The 13,212-nt window shown below is 68.0% G+C and carries 15 protein-coding genes; 12 read left to right on the forward strand and 3 right to left on the reverse strand.

Annotation, left to right across the window (positions count from 1 at the left end):
• Positions 1 to 193: 193 nt before the first annotated feature.
• Both AB0B63_RS32230 and AB0B63_RS32235 read left to right on the forward strand, forming a co-directional pair.
• On the forward strand, positions 194 to 1,459 hold the full coding sequence (locus AB0B63_RS32230; RefSeq protein WP_357025765.1) for a transcriptional regulator: 1,266 nt from the start codon (positions 194 to 196) through the stop codon (positions 1,457 to 1,459).
• Positions 1,460 to 1,461: 2 nt separating this feature from the next.
• The gene (locus AB0B63_RS32235; protein ID WP_357025768.1) at positions 1,462 to 2,169 is read left to right on the forward strand and encodes an SDR family oxidoreductase; all 708 of its coding nucleotides are present in this window, start codon (positions 1,462 to 1,464) and stop codon (positions 2,167 to 2,169) included.
• A gap of 214 nt (positions 2,170 to 2,383) precedes the next feature.
• Here the strand turns inward: AB0B63_RS32235 and AB0B63_RS32240 are convergent, their stop codons facing one another.
• Complete coding sequence (locus AB0B63_RS32240; protein ID WP_357025771.1) at positions 2,384 to 2,881, reverse strand: NUDIX hydrolase; 498 nt, start codon at positions 2,879 to 2,881, stop codon at positions 2,384 to 2,386.
• Positions 2,882 to 3,097: 216 nt separating this feature from the next.
• Here AB0B63_RS32240 and amcA point away from each other — a divergent pair, with 216 nt between their 5' ends.
• The 4 genes from amcA (at position 3,098) to AB0B63_RS32260 (ending at position 5,404) form a co-directional block, all read left to right on the forward strand.
• Positions 3,098 to 3,283, forward strand: coding sequence for a multiple cyclophane-containing RiPP AmcA (gene amcA, locus AB0B63_RS32245; RefSeq protein WP_357025774.1), 186 nt, complete (start codon positions 3,098 to 3,100; stop codon positions 3,281 to 3,283).
• A 76-nt stretch (positions 3,284 to 3,359) separates the two neighbouring features.
• On the forward strand, positions 3,360 to 4,022 hold the full coding sequence (locus AB0B63_RS32250) for a pentapeptide repeat-containing protein (protein WP_357025777.1): 663 nt from the start codon (positions 3,360 to 3,362) through the stop codon (positions 4,020 to 4,022).
• Between the two features lie 150 nt (positions 4,023 to 4,172).
• On the forward strand, positions 4,173 to 4,727 hold the full coding sequence (locus AB0B63_RS32255; RefSeq protein WP_357025780.1) for a hypothetical protein: 555 nt from the start codon (positions 4,173 to 4,175) through the stop codon (positions 4,725 to 4,727).
• Positions 4,728 to 4,753: 26 nt separating this feature from the next.
• Positions 4,754 to 5,404, forward strand: a complete 651-nt coding sequence (locus tag AB0B63_RS32260; protein WP_357025783.1) for a helix-turn-helix domain-containing protein — start codon at positions 4,754 to 4,756, stop codon at positions 5,402 to 5,404.
• Positions 5,405 to 5,507: 103 nt separating this feature from the next.
• Here the strand turns inward: AB0B63_RS32260 and AB0B63_RS32265 are convergent, their stop codons facing one another.
• A complete protein-coding gene (locus AB0B63_RS32265) occupies positions 5,508 to 5,882 on the reverse strand; it encodes a hypothetical protein (RefSeq protein ID WP_357025786.1) in 375 nt (124 codons plus the stop codon).
• 107 nt (positions 5,883 to 5,989) lie between these two features.
• On the opposite strand from AB0B63_RS32265, the gene AB0B63_RS32270 reads away from it, so the two are divergent.
• Positions 5,990 to 6,352 (forward strand): cyclic-phosphate processing receiver domain-containing protein, encoded by a 363-nt coding sequence (locus AB0B63_RS32270; RefSeq protein ID WP_357025789.1) that lies wholly within the window; start codon positions 5,990 to 5,992, stop codon positions 6,350 to 6,352.
• A 110-nt stretch (positions 6,353 to 6,462) separates the two neighbouring features.
• On the forward strand, positions 6,463 to 7,041 hold the full coding sequence (locus AB0B63_RS32275) for a hypothetical protein (RefSeq protein ID WP_357025793.1): 579 nt from the start codon (positions 6,463 to 6,465) through the stop codon (positions 7,039 to 7,041).
• Positions 7,042 to 7,213: 172 nt separating this feature from the next.
• Here the strand turns inward: AB0B63_RS32275 and AB0B63_RS32280 are convergent, their stop codons facing one another.
• Entirely contained in the window at positions 7,214 to 7,909 is a 696-nt protein-coding gene (locus AB0B63_RS32280; RefSeq protein WP_357025796.1) for a hypothetical protein, read from the reverse strand.
• 1,244 nt (positions 7,910 to 9,153) lie between these two features.
• Here AB0B63_RS32280 and AB0B63_RS32285 point away from each other — a divergent pair.
• From AB0B63_RS32285 to AB0B63_RS32300, 4 genes are all read left to right on the forward strand, one after another.
• On the forward strand, positions 9,154 to 10,041 hold the full coding sequence (locus AB0B63_RS32285; protein ID WP_357025799.1) for a replication-relaxation family protein: 888 nt from the start codon (positions 9,154 to 9,156) through the stop codon (positions 10,039 to 10,041).
• 387 nt (positions 10,042 to 10,428) lie between these two features.
• The gene (locus AB0B63_RS32290; protein ID WP_357025802.1) at positions 10,429 to 11,325 is read left to right on the forward strand and encodes a DUF2637 domain-containing protein; all 897 of its coding nucleotides are present in this window, start codon (positions 10,429 to 10,431) and stop codon (positions 11,323 to 11,325) included.
• Positions 11,326 to 11,384: 59 nt separating this feature from the next.
• Positions 11,385 to 11,723, forward strand: a complete 339-nt coding sequence (locus AB0B63_RS32295; RefSeq protein WP_357025805.1) for a hypothetical protein — start codon at positions 11,385 to 11,387, stop codon at positions 11,721 to 11,723.
• Positions 11,720 to 13,141, forward strand: a complete 1,422-nt coding sequence (locus AB0B63_RS32300; RefSeq protein WP_357025808.1) for a tyrosine-type recombinase/integrase — start codon at positions 11,720 to 11,722, stop codon at positions 13,139 to 13,141. The genes AB0B63_RS32295 and AB0B63_RS32300 overlap by 4 nt, the downstream gene beginning before the upstream one ends.
• Positions 13,142 to 13,212 lie beyond the last annotated feature (71 nt).

The raw sequence follows: 13,212 nt of genomic DNA on the forward strand, positions 1-13,212 counted from the left end.
TCCTCGCAAAGGACCGCGACAAGTAACACGAAACGACCACCGGGGGTCAATCCCAATCCGTCGTTAGGGGGTCAGTTCCAGTCCGCCGTTGACAGAGGCAGCGATGGCGTCGCAGCTACCGGCATCCGATCGGGATCGCCTCATTCACCCGCTCAGCGTCGTGCGCGCTGCACGAGGGTGGACATACCAGGACGTGGTCAGTGCGATCGCGAAGCACAGCCGGAATATGGCCGCCCGGCGAGAGAAGGCGTGGCGGTGGGAGCACTGGGGAGTGGTCCCCGATCTCGAAAGCCAGCTCGCTCTCGCCGCGGTACTCGACATTCCGCAGGAGCGCGTATGGGAGGCACCATGGCCGCAGTGGCTTCCCGCCGGTGACCCGATCCCGACCTCCTTCGGATGGACCCAGTCGGGCGGACTGCAGGCACTCGTCAACGCATTGGAGTACGCACACGTGGACCGCCGTGCCTTCATGAAGATCACAGGCATGCCCCTGGCCGGCATCGCCGAAGCGTGGCTGACCATCGAACCCCGAGAACTCGTTGCCGTCCTGCGAGGCGGCCAGGTGACCGCCGACCTGGTCGAACGGATGGAAGAGGGCCTTCCGCGACTACGCTTCCTGGAGGCGACCCGAGGCGGTGAGCAAGCCCGGGCCCTCATCCACGCCGAACTCGGCATGGTGGTGGATGTCCTCGACCGATCCGCCTACACGGCTGTGGTGGGTCAGCGACTGTACGCCTTGGCGGCAGAACTCGGCAGGATGGCCGGCTGGGCGTCGTTCGACGCTGGCCTGCACGCAGCGGCGCAGCGCTACTGGCTTGCCGCACTACACGCCGCACACGCCGCCGCCGACCGATTGCTGGGAGCCAACATCCTCAAATCGATGAGCCTGCAGTGCTACGACTTCGGTAGCCCCCGAGAGGCACTGGAGTTGGCGCGTAGCGCCCACGAGGGTGCCAAAGGGGTGACCCCACGCGCTGCCGCGATGCTGGCGCTACGGGAGGCCAGGGCTCACGCAGCGATCGGCGACAGCCGAGCATGCGAACGTCTCCTCAAACAGGCCGACGTCGAGTTCGATCGCATAACATCGACCGACCCGGAGCCCGCCTATCTTGGGTACTTCGACGAATCCGAGTTCAACGCCCAGGTCGGGACCTGCTACCTGGATCTGGGCCGATCGAAAGAAGCCGACAGGTACTTCAGCCGTACGCTCCGGTTGGTTCCAGCCACCAAGGTGCGCGACCGGGCCACATACGTGATTCGCCGCGCGTCGGCGCAGACGCAACTCGGAGACGCCGACCACGCGGCATCGCTCGTCGCGGAGGCGATACCACTGATCCGTGAGGCCCCATCAGAACGGAACATGCGCCGCGTCGTTCGAGCACGGCAACGGCTCCCGTTCACCAAGGCCGACCCGCGCGCTCGCTCCCTCGATGACCAGCTCGCCACCCTGGGGGTCTGACCATGGCTGACGACATCAAGGTCGCCGTAGTGACCGGCGCCAACCGTGGACTCGGCGCAGCCATCGCCCGCAACCTGGCCGAGCAAGGCCTGCACGTGGTGCTCGCTGGCCGAAACGGGTACTCCGTTGACCACGTGGTGTCCGACCTGACGAGGGACGGACTATCCGCCAGCGCACACCAACTCGACGTCAACGACCCGGCCAGCGTGGCGCGTGCCTTCGCCGACACCGCAAAGCGCCACGGCCGGCTGGACGTCCTGGTGAACAACGCCGGTATCGCCATCGACCGCGGCCAGACAGCGGCGAGCCCCGACTTCGAGCGGGTCCGCAGCGCCCTGGACACCAACCTCCTGGGCGCGTGGCGCTGCTGCGCCGCCGCCGTGCCGGAGATGAAGAAGAACGGCTACGGCCGCATCGTCAACATCAGCAGCCACCTCGCCTCACTCGCCACCATGGGCGACACCAACGTCTCCTACCGCGTGTCCAAGGCGGCTCTGAACGCGCTGACCCGGGTCCTCGCGGCCGAACTCGCCGGCACCGGCATCCTGGTCAACGCATGCTCACCGGGACGCATGAACACCAGATTGGCGTACGGAGAGACCGACCGAACGCCCGAGGAAGGTGCCGAAACACCCGTGTGGCTCGCCACCCTGCCACCCGACGGGCCGACCGGCGGCCTGTTCGCCGACGGCAAGCCAATCGACTGGTAGAAGACACCCGAGCCGCATCGGCTGCTGCCGCCTCCGCACCGCCTACTCCAGTCGGCCGCTCAAGAAGTTCGGTAAGTGAGTCGAGGTGGAACAGGCAGCAGTTGCCGATTGCTGTGTTGTCGAGATCGTGTCCCCAGCGGGGCTCGGCGGCCTTCGGGAGTTTCGCTGTGTCCGACCTGCCACGAGCGCCGCGTCCACGGCTCAATCCGGCCGACTACCTGCTTGAGGCGGTGACTCCATCTTCGAGGTAGACACCGCCATGCCCGATCGCGGCGACGGCCGCGGCAACCCGCCGAGCCAGCCGTGGGATCAACACCTCACCCAGGCGCTCCGGCTCGACGAAGTCGAACCGGTCGAGTTCGTCCGGGCACAGTCGTATCGCCGTGATCTGGTCCGCTGTCAGTACGCCTCCGTCGAAGACGAACATGAGCCCACCGTCCCACGGTGGGCTCGCCGGCACCCAGTCGACGCACAGCAGCGCTCCCTTGGGCACTGGAAGACCCAGTTCCTCCTGGATCTCGCGTACACAAGCATCCGCCGGAGACTCGTCCGGCTCCACCATTCCGCCGGGAACTTCCCACACCTCCTTGTAGGTCGGGTGGACCACCAGCACCCGGCCGGCCTGATCCCGGAGGATCACGCCGGCGGCAGCGCGGACCCGCGTCACGCTGGCGATGTAGGAGAGGTCGGGTTCGGTCCGTGTCTCGGCCACGCGACAGACCCTACGGGCTCGCCCCTGGCGAATGGCGCGTTACCAAAGCAGGGATGCTCGAACCGCAGCGACTGGGCCCGCTCTTGATACGGGTCTGCTGCACCGATCGGTGCAGCAGACCCCGTTCACCGTCCGCGAGACCAGCTTCTGCCGCACCACCCGACAGGCCCTCGTCCGCGCCACCGCGGACCATCTCACCCCGACCGGAGGACCAGCATGACCGCCGCGCTCGCCGCCCTCGTCAACGCTCCGCCGCACCACCTCGACAGTCTCGGTGTCGCACCGTCTCAGGCGGTAGCGTCGATCGACGCCGCGAGGTTCGACAATCGGCCCACCTGGGACAACCGTGGCAAATTTGATAGCCGTCCGGGCTGGGACAACTGGGACAAGAAGAAGCGCTGACAGCGAACTCCCGACACTCGGGTGGTGCGGCGGCCGGCCCGCCTCGCACCGCCCCTCGGAACAGGTAAAGGAACAAATGCGGACCACGACAGTCGGCGAGCTGCGGATACTGCTCCCGGAACTGGACCCTGACGATCTCGACACCGTCAGCGACCCGACCGACGACCTCAGCGACGCCACCATCGAGGATGCCTTGTGGCGTGGCGTCACCCTGGACGGCGTCACCATCCGTGGCAGCCGGCTCGTCGGTGTCGACGTGAGCGAGATCAGTTGGGAGGGCGGGTCCCTCTTCGGCTGCGAGATCACCCGTACCGACTTCTCCGGCACCACCATTTCCGGCGTCAGTATGGAGCGCTGTGCCGTCACGGGCTCGCGGTTCACCGGCACCCGCCTGACCGATGTTCGGTTGAAGGACGTGCTGTTCGAGGGATGCCGCTTCGACTACGCGTCGTTCACCCGGGTCGCCGCAGCCGGAGCCGTGGCCTTCGTGGACTGCCTTCTCACCGACGCCACCTGGTCGTCCTGCCGCCTCCCCAACATCGTCCTGCGGTCCTGCCAACTGGCCCGCCTGGAACTCGACTCCTGCCACCTCCATGGCGCTGACCTGCGAGGCAACGGCCTGCACGACCTGAAGACCGGGCTCGGCAACCTGCACGGGGCCACCCTCGACGAGGACCAGCTACCCGACCTCACCCACCTGGCCGTTCAGGATCTCCACCTGACCGTGCGCAAGCGGTGACATGCCCGGTTCTCATGCCCTGCCGGTCGCCCGCTGCACAGCACACGAACACATCGGGAGAACGACGTCGTGGCCTATCACCCAGGGCCGAACAACCTGCTTCGCGCGGCTCGGCTGGCGCTGCCGTCTCCGTCCGGCTCGGGGCGGCCGATGTCCCGACAGGAGTTGGCTGACGCGGTCAACGCCCACACCCACGCGCACGGAGGATGCCGCAGCGCCGTTGACGCCCGCTACATCGGCAAGCTCGAACGAGGGGAGCACCGGTGGCCGTTCGAGCCGTACCGCACGGCGTTGCGGGAAGTCCTCGGTATGACGACCAACGCTGATCTCGGCTTCTTCATCATCCAGGGACACGCCAAGGATCCTGAAGCGAGCCCGGAGAAACCAGGACCAGAAGCTAACTGGACCTCACCCCCCGGTGTCGACCCGGGCCGCCCGGTTTCGGTAGTGATCGCGGCTGGTCCGGTCATCATGCCCCGAGCGGCGGCGGTGCGGGTGACCGTGAACGTCCACGCCGAGACTGTCACGGCGCTGGTCCGTCACGACGACGCGACCGGCGCTGTCGCGGTCCTCGCGGGACCCGTCGAAGTGATGATCGAACCGTCGGATGTCAGGCGGGACCGCCTCGCGGCTCGACCGAGTGTGCCCTCGACTACGACAAGCCTCTGCCAGGTGTCCCGTCCTTCGGACCGGCGGCACCGATGACGAATGTGCGGGTCACGCAGCCGGCCGTGGACGGTCGGAGTTCGTCGGGTTTGCGCTTTCCGGGGCTGATCAGTCAGCAGCAGGTGGCCGAGGCGCGCAGGGACCTCGGTCGGCGGTTGGCCGCGTGGCGTGCCGAGCAGGGGCTGACGCAGATGCAGCTCGCCAAGAGCATCTGTTACTCCCGTAGTTCGGTCGCCAACGCCGAGATCGGCCGGGACACCAGCGTTCGTCGGTTCTGGCAGGACGCTGACCGGGCGGTCGACGCACAAGGGGCGCTGCTGGCGGCGTTCGACCAGATGGCTGCACTGGTACGGGACTTCAACGCCCAGCGGGCGCAGGCGCGGGACGAGGAACGCCACCGACGCGCCGGCCGGACCGCCACCCGGACCACTCACGCGGCGACGGCTGACTGTGGGTGTGGGACGGTGGTCGTCGGCCGGTGGACCGGACACGAGACCCGCGCGTTACGCGAGGCGCTCCGGATGACCGTCCCCGACTTCGCCCGCCACCTCGGGGTATCGCCCGAGACGGTTTCCGGCTGGGAACACCACCACACGCCCACACCGCCACCGACGATGGCCACACAAGCCGCTCTGGACGAGACGCTCACGCTCGCCGACAGCAACGTCAAAGCCCGGTTCCTGCTGATCCTCGACACCCCGAATCACCACACGTAGGCCTGTGGTGAGAGGGCGGCATGGTACGAGCGCCACGTAGCGTGATGCGGCAAGGCTTCCCCGCCGGGCCCAGCCAACGGCAGTAAGTCCGTGCGTCCCCCCGCTACTGAACCAAGCGCCTTACCTCGATCCGGGCGCCGGGCGTTTCGTCGCTGCGAACGGTGCGCTTGGTCGCCTCGAGATGGTCGACGCGGTCGTCGGCCGCTTGCGCTGGTCCGCGCCATTCTCGAAGCCCGAAGACGCCTTCCATCGCATCCAACGTCGGCTTGATCAGGTTGTCGAGGTCCCACACCTCGTTGGCGTTGCGCGCTTCTGGCGTACGAAACTCGACGAGAACCGAGAAGCGCTCCGTCCAAGGCCCCAAGCCACTCCTGGTGAATGCCTCGCGGACCGCGGCCTTCCACGCAGGCTCGGCTGCCGACGAGTAGCTTGCCGGCCGACCCACCACCTCCACGATGACGAGCGTCTCGAACCTCATGACAGACCATGATGATGGCAGCCCGCAGCCCCTACAACGAAAGGCTCCCGCTCTCGTCGCGGCAAATCCGGATGTCAGATCATGACGGTGCCAGGCATCATCATCGCGTGGATGCCCGTCGAACGATCGTCCTGGTCGATGACCTCCGTTCGTTCGTGGATGGCCGTTGCGCGGCGGTGGCCCGCACCAGCGCCGCCGGAGTGGAACTCCTCGATCGGTATCGCGACCGGCAACTGGACGAGCTGTGGCTGGACCACGACCTCGGTGGGGGCGATACGATCTGGCCGGTCGTGGAGGTTCTGGAGCGGGCTGCCTTCGACAATCGCCCCTTTGACGTCGGCGTCATCAACGTCCACTCCGCTAATCCGGCCGGTGCCGCGAAGGTCGCCCAGGTCCTCCGGCACTGGGGGTATCGGGTCCGCGTCGCGTCGGGTTCCACGGACGTCGGCTACCTCGACAGGCTCGTGTGAGCTGACCGGCTCGAACGCGCCGCCCGATGGTTGTCACATCCGGGGCGGCAGATCCGAGCGTGGGTGGGAGATGTCACGCTGATGCTGCGACGACGTTGAATAATCCGCAGGTGGATGTTGCCGATGCGCTCGCCCGTGCTGCGGCCATGGTCCCCGCTGATGTCGTCAATGAGGCCGGCGTGACGGTGGTGGACGTCCGCGAGTACCTTGACCACGACGAGTGGGAGGTCGCGCTCGACCTCCTTGCGGACCTCGACACGGGTTGGCGACCGCCCACCGCTTGGTGGGATCTGCTGATCGACAGCGCCGGGCTGATGGGGCTCTCTGATTCCGCCGCGTGGTGCCGCTGGGGTCGGTGGGAGAGCATCCACGGGATTGTCCGCGCAGAGTTGCGGCTCCTGTCGCCCGCCGAAGGCGGGCGGCGAACGCCGATCCCGGGCAAGGGCGTCCTCCGACCGCTGTGGGATGTCGGCAGGCGCACGGCCGCGGGCGATCCCGATCTGCTCGTGGCACGCATCTGGGTGGAGTCGACGCCGACGTTGCCACCAGGCGCCACCGGGTCGGTCCGCCTTGGCCCGCTGTCCCCAGCCCTCTGGAGGCACCTACAGCCGGGCATGACGATCACGATGCACGAGGGTCGGCCCATGGTAGGAACGGCCACCATCATCGAGGCGTCGAACACGAGCTGACATCGGCAGGACCGAAGGCGTGCTCGATCGGGTTTGTGGCGTCGCTGCGCAGCATGCGTGGTCTGCGGCAGAGCGGTTGCTGGCGGTAGGTCGCCAGGTAGACAACCGCGTACCTTGGTCTATTCGTGGCCGGAAGGCTCGGCACAAGGACCCGCGGTTCCACTCTTACCGTTCAGGGACGTGGACGGTGGCAGGTGCCTCCCGGTCCGACCTGATGGGAACACAATGCGCACCACAGCGTCGGTACGGTCTCGTGGATTGTTGCTCCGAAGACGACGGGGTTTGCGTCGGCGGTCTGCGCCGGTGCCCGGGTGAAGTACCGGATGGTCCACACGTCTCGGTCGTGTGGCCAGGCGCTGAGCTGGGCCTGGACAGCGACACCGGCGTCGTCGTCCAGCCACCAGGACTCGGTCGGGCCGGTCGCTTCGGGCACGCGCTGCGGTAGACGCCGCTCGTCCACTACCGGGACCACCTCGCGCGGCGTGTGGCAGGTAAACGTCCGATGGAACCAGCCGCTGACCGTCACGAGCATGGCGTGGCTCTCCAGACGCTGGTCGACGGAGCGGTCGATCACGCGGTAGGACCACTGGCCGGGTCCCATGGCGGTGCGGCCGTCAGCAAGGATGTCGATGCCCCAGGTCCAGTCACCGTCCACGATTCCGGTGAAGGCCAGCCCGAGCGGGCCGCGATGGACCACCACACCACCATCAAGGCCGTACTCCATGCCGTTGGAGCCGATGACCGGGTACCAAAGCCCACCGAACCGCTCCTCGAACCCGATCATCGCCTCGATCAACTCATCGGGTGCCGCCTCGATCCGGTCATCGACGCGGAGGACGGCCATCGAGCGGATGTCGGTAGTTGCCATGCGCGGCATCCGGGGGCGGGACCGTCGGGCGAGAACTGCCCGAGCACGGCCAGACAAGCTTGGATCATCAAGAACGTATACCCGGCAACCTATCACCGGAACTCACCCACGAACCCGCTCACGGACTGCCCGATCAGGCCGAGGTCGAAGGCGTGCCGCTTGAGCACGCCTTCGCGCTGCAGGTGGGATGCTGTCGGGGCGGGGCGCATTCACCGGTCTGCCCATGCTGTTGCTGGCGAGCTCTGCATGCGGTGTCGGCGGCTGGAAGAACGGCGACGTGGCTCTGAGCGGTCTATCGGCGAGGACGCCCTCTCATGATGTGAGACAGCCGATCCGGCTGGCCAAGATTCTTCTGCCTATTTCGGCCGGGGATCCGTCCCATTCGAGACAAGTACGGGTCAGCGGGTACTACTGCGTCCAGCTGGGTCCGTAAGCGTCATGATCGACTGCCGGTGATGCTGGTTGACATGGTGCTGCCGACGGAGGCGTACTGGTACACAGACGACCGAGTGGCGGCCTACCCGCCGGGTCCGATCGATCGGTGTGGTGGCGCTCCCTCGGGAGCGTCGCCGATCGTTCGAGGCTCGGGAGGGGCGGGCCGTCGATGGTTCTGAGTGACAGGGGGTTCGCCATGAAGGATGTTTCTCCGGCGGGTTGAGTCGACGCCCTACCGGACCGTCGTGATGTCGACGGCTCCCGGAGCATCTGTCCCAGGCTGAGACGATCCCACTACCGGCGCGGCGCTATGCCACCCGGCTCGCCGCACCTGTCACCGCTGTAACCGCTGCCGCGACCGCCCTTCTGGTGGTCGTGGCGGTCGTTGCTGCCCTCATCCGTTCTCGGGTCGGCCGGTGCACCGGTCGACGTGTTCGTTGACAAGTCCACAGTGCACATACTCGCGGTCTTTTGGTTTCTGCAGGCGGCCGCTACGGCGTCCCGACGTTCGATGTTTCCTCATGTTTCGATCAAGGAGTTGCTTTGTTCCTCGTGCATCTCGTCTCTGCGCTTCGGTTTGGTGCCGGTGGCGGTGGCAGATCCCGTCTCAGTCCCCGTTGCGGGGTCCGGCTTGGCGTCGGTGTTGAGGTCAGTCTTCAACCGGACGCCCGAACGGACCCCCTGTCGTGTCTTACACCGCAGGCCTGGCCGGCTGTCAGCGCTATCGGCTTGTCCTGCGACAGACCCTGCCTGGTCTCGGGTCTCTCCCCCTGGGGCTGGCATCCGCACCGGGAAGGAGGTGATGACCGGTGGATGATCCGGTTCTTCGGGTCCAGTCCCAGCTGACGGCTCGTGACCGTGTGCTGTTGGGCTGGCTCTACGACCACGGTGTGTTGACGTCGTTCCAGGTCGCGCATGCCCTGTTTCCGTCTCTGGATTTCTGTCAGCGGCGGTTGCGGATCTTGTACCGGTTGCGGTTGGTGGCGCGGTTCCGTCCGCAGCGCGCTGACGGTGGCTCGTACCCGTATCACTACGTCATCGATCAGCTTGGCGCGGAGGTTGTCGCGGCCAGCCGTGACGAGCGTCCGCCTCGGCGTGATCACTCCCGGGTGGAGCGGCGCCGTTGGACGTCCAGTCGCACCTTGGAGCACCGCCTGGGGGTGAACGGCTTCTTCACCGGCCTCGCCGGCTACGCCCGCACTCATCCGGATGTGCGGTTGGGGGAGTGGTTGTCGGAGGCGGCGTGCCGGCGGTCGGGGGTGTTCACCCGGCCGGGGGATCCGGCTCTGGTGCGCGCCTACCAGCCTCGGGTGCGTCCGGACGGCTACGGCTTGTGGGTTACGGGCGGCAGGGTGGTGCCGTTCTTCGTGGAGTACGACACCGGTGGTGAGCCGCTGTCGGTGTTGACGGGGAAGCTGGTCGGTTACCGGGAGTGGTTCGCGGCGATGGGGCGGGCGTGGCCGGTGTTGTTCTGGCTGCATTCCGCCGCCCGGGAACGCAACCTGCGCCGGATGTGGGCCGAGACGCCGCTGCTGGTGCCGGTGGCTACCGGTGCCCGTGACCACGCCGCCACGGCGGGCCTGTGTCCCGCTGAGGCGGTATGGGCGGTGGCCGGCGACGGCGGACAGCGGTCCGCGCTGGCTGACCTGTCGGCCTGGGTTCTCGACGACCGTGACTCGACCGGGGAGGCGGTATGACCGACATCGCTTCACCGGACCCCCTGATCGTGCGGCCGGCGTGTGAGGCGGCGATGGCCCCGGGGTCGTTCTGTCACTGGGCTGTCAGCGTCTCATCGGAGGCTGCTGACAGCCCGGTGACAGCATCGGGCAGTCCTGACAGCGAGCGGACGGAGGTATCGTCCCGGCCTCCGCGTGGCCGGTCCGCGGACCGGCCCCGGGCCGGGCCATCCACGCTCCTGGTCCGGTACGCGGGGACCGTCCGTCCGTTGGTCCGGTCCGCAGGCGCGGGCGGACGGGGCGTGTTGGTGGTCCGGCCGGGGGAGGTGGTCGGCCACGACCGCACCCGGTGACTCGGACGCTCGTCCGGGACGGAGCCCGGTTGAGGGGTTCGTTCAGGTCGTGATCATGTTGGCGATTGGTGGGGCGGCTGGTGCGGCCAGCTTCACCCACGTCCACAACGTCGCCGCCGCTCACGGTCAGCCAGGCTGGTTGGCGTGGGCGGACGCGATCGTGCTGGAGCTGATGTCCATCGCCTCCGGCCTGGAACTGCGCCGCCGCAAACGAGCCCAGGTCTCAACAGCATTCCCGGCGGCGGTGCTGGCCTGCGCGGTGACGCTGTCGCTCGCGGCGCAGGTCGTGGAGGCCGAGCCGTCACCGATCGGCTGGACCGCTGCGGCCGTGCCCGCGCTCGGGTTCCTGGTCATGGTCAAGATCGCCCTCGGCTACACCAACACCCCACCCCAACCCCCACCAGCCGGAACGCACCCGTCCACCACCCGACCGGCGGACCAGCCCATCGCCACCGCAAGCCAGCTTCCGGCGGACCGCACCGACGCCCAACCCACCCTGCCGACCGCAGACCGGCGTCTGCCCGCGCGGACCGTCCACGGCACCAGCAACGACCACCCGCACACCGGACCGGACCACCCCCGGACCGGTGGACCGGTCCGCCGGCACCGGCCGTCGCGGCGCGGACCGTCCACCCACCCCACCGACACTGACGTCCTGCTCCTCGTCGCCAGGCGTGCCCAGGAGGACCTTGCCGGCGAGGGCCGGTCGCTGACCCGTGCTGCCCTGGCCACCGCGCTGCGCGCTACCGGTCACACCGTGTCCAACACTCGCGCGTCCCAGCTACTGAAGATCCTCAAAGCCGACCAGGCCCCACCAGCCCCACCCGCCGACCAGCAGACTCCCGAACCCGCCGGCCGGAGCACCCCGCCGACAGCGTCAGAACCCGCCCCGCCTACTACCTCGCGTGCCTCTGCACCGCTTCTACCGCAGTCAGGAGACCCCGCCCCATGAACGCCCACACCACTCCAGACCCCCACACCCAACCGGCCGGCCCCCACACGCTTACCAACGTGCCGTGGACCGTCGAGCGGATTCGCGCTCTCGGTGCCGCCACCACCCTGCCCACCGCTGCGGCGGTGCTCGGTATCAGCCGGTCCCAGGCCTACCGGCTCGCCGCCACCGACACCTTCCCCACGCCACTGATCCGCGCCGGGACCCGCATCATCGTTCCCGTCGCCGGCCTCCTTCGACTCCTCCTCCTCGACCACCCCACCACCCCGGATCCCGACGGCGGTCGGCGACTTGATCCCGCCGTGGTGTCGAGCGTGGATGCATCGACCCCGCCACCAGCGGACTGCACCCGCAACCGCTGGCGGCACCACGTCGAGCACCCCGGAGACAACGGATGAAAGGCTCCACGTTCAAACGCTGCGGCTGCCGCGACACCACCACGGGCCGGCGGCTGGGGCGTTCCTGCCCTGATTTGCGCCGGCCCGGCGGTGGCTGGTCCCGCAACCACGGCCAATGGCACTGGCAGATCGACCTACCCGCCCGCGCCAACGGAACCCGCCGCACACTGCGCCACGGCCCCTACCCCACCCAAACCGACGCCGACACCATCCTCGACCGTATCCGCGCCGCCCTCGCCGTCCCCGACCCCACCGACCCCCACGTCATGGTCAAGACCGGCGACCTCATCGAGACCGCCGTCAAGACCGGCGCACCCGTGCCCACCCCCGACCAGGTCCGCCGGACCCTGCACCTGGACATCACTCCCACCGAACTACCCACCATGGCCGAGTACCTCACCGACTGGCTCGCCGGGCGTAAGAACATCAAGAAAGGCACCCTGCGCTCGTACGAAGGACACATCCGGCTGTACCTGATTCCGCACCTCGGGCACCTGCGCATCGACCGGCTCCGCCCCGGCCACATCGACGCCATGTACGAAGCCATCGCCGAACGCAACACCACCATCGCCACCCTGCGCGCCAGCCGCGACCCGGCAAAACGCGACCAGGTCAAGAACCAGCGGGTCGTCGGTCCCCGGACGATGCACGTCATCCACGCCACCCTCCGCAAGGCACTCAACGACGCGATGCGCCGCCACCGCTACCTCGACATCAACCCCGCCCTGCTGATCGAGCTACCCCGCGCCCGAGCGCCCAAGCCCACAGTCTGGACCGAGCAACGCGTCAAGACGTGGCGTGACACCGGTAAGACCCCGAGCGCGGTCATGATCTGGACGCCCGAGCACACCGGCCGGTTCCTCGACCACACCCACGACGCGAACGACCGCCTCTACGCCCTCTACCACCTCATCACCTTCACCGGTCTCCGCCGAGGCGAAGCCTGCGGCCTGCACTGGGACGACCTCGACCTCGACGCCGCCACCCTCACCGTCCGCTGGCAACTCGTCCAACAAGGCTGGGCCACCGCCATCGACACCCCCAAAACCACCGACAGCGAAGCCACCATCGCCCTCGACACCGAAACCGTCGCCGTCCTGCGCGCCCACCGCGCCCGCCACCACCGCGAACGCCTCGCCGCCGGCACCGCCTGGACCAGGACCGGACTGGTGTTCACCACCCCGACCGGCGGGCGACTGCATCCCGCCGACGTCACCGACCACTTCCACTACCTCGCCACCCAAGCCGGACTGCCGCCCATCCGGCTCCACGACCTCCGCCACGGTGCCGCCACTATGGGCCTCGCCGCTGGCGTCCAGATGAAAGTCATCTCCAACCGGCTCCGCCACTCCAGCCCACACTTCACCGCCAAGTTCTACGGCGACGTCCTACCCGGGGTCTGCTGCACCGATAGGTGACATCTGAGATGGCTTGCCCTGGTGGCGGGCTGGAAGGATGTCGCTGTGCCCAAGCCTTACCCCCGAGAGTT

The sequence above is a fragment of the Micromonospora sp. NPDC049081 genome, from assembly GCF_040648835.1.
Lineage (GTDB): Bacteria > Actinomycetota > Actinomycetes > Mycobacteriales > Micromonosporaceae > Micromonospora > Micromonospora antibiotica.

Bases quoted from the DNA above. Each gene is read 5' to 3' on its own strand.
- AB0B63_RS32235 (WP_357025768.1), top strand. From the start codon at position 1,462: ATGGCTGACGACATCAAGGTCGCCGTAGTGACCGGCGCCAACCGTGGA.
- amcA (WP_357025774.1), top strand. From the start codon at position 3,098: ATGACCGCCGCGCTCGCCGCCCTCGTCAACGCTCCGCCGCACCACCTC.
- AB0B63_RS32250 (WP_357025777.1), top strand. From the start codon at position 3,360: ATGCGGACCACGACAGTCGGCGAGCTGCGGATACTGCTCCCGGAACTG.
- AB0B63_RS32255 (WP_357025780.1), top strand. From the start codon at position 4,173: ATGTCCCGACAGGAGTTGGCTGACGCGGTCAACGCCCACACCCACGCG.
- AB0B63_RS32265 (WP_357025786.1), bottom strand. From the start codon at position 5,882: ATGAGGTTCGAGACGCTCGTCATCGTGGAGGTGGTGGGTCGGCCGGCA.
- AB0B63_RS32280 (WP_357025796.1), bottom strand. From the start codon at position 7,909: ATGGCAACTACCGACATCCGCTCGATGGCCGTCCTCCGCGTCGATGAC.
- AB0B63_RS32290 (WP_357025802.1), top strand. From the start codon at position 10,429: ATGTTGGCGATTGGTGGGGCGGCTGGTGCGGCCAGCTTCACCCACGTC.
- AB0B63_RS32300 (WP_357025808.1), top strand. From the start codon at position 11,720: ATGAAAGGCTCCACGTTCAAACGCTGCGGCTGCCGCGACACCACCACG.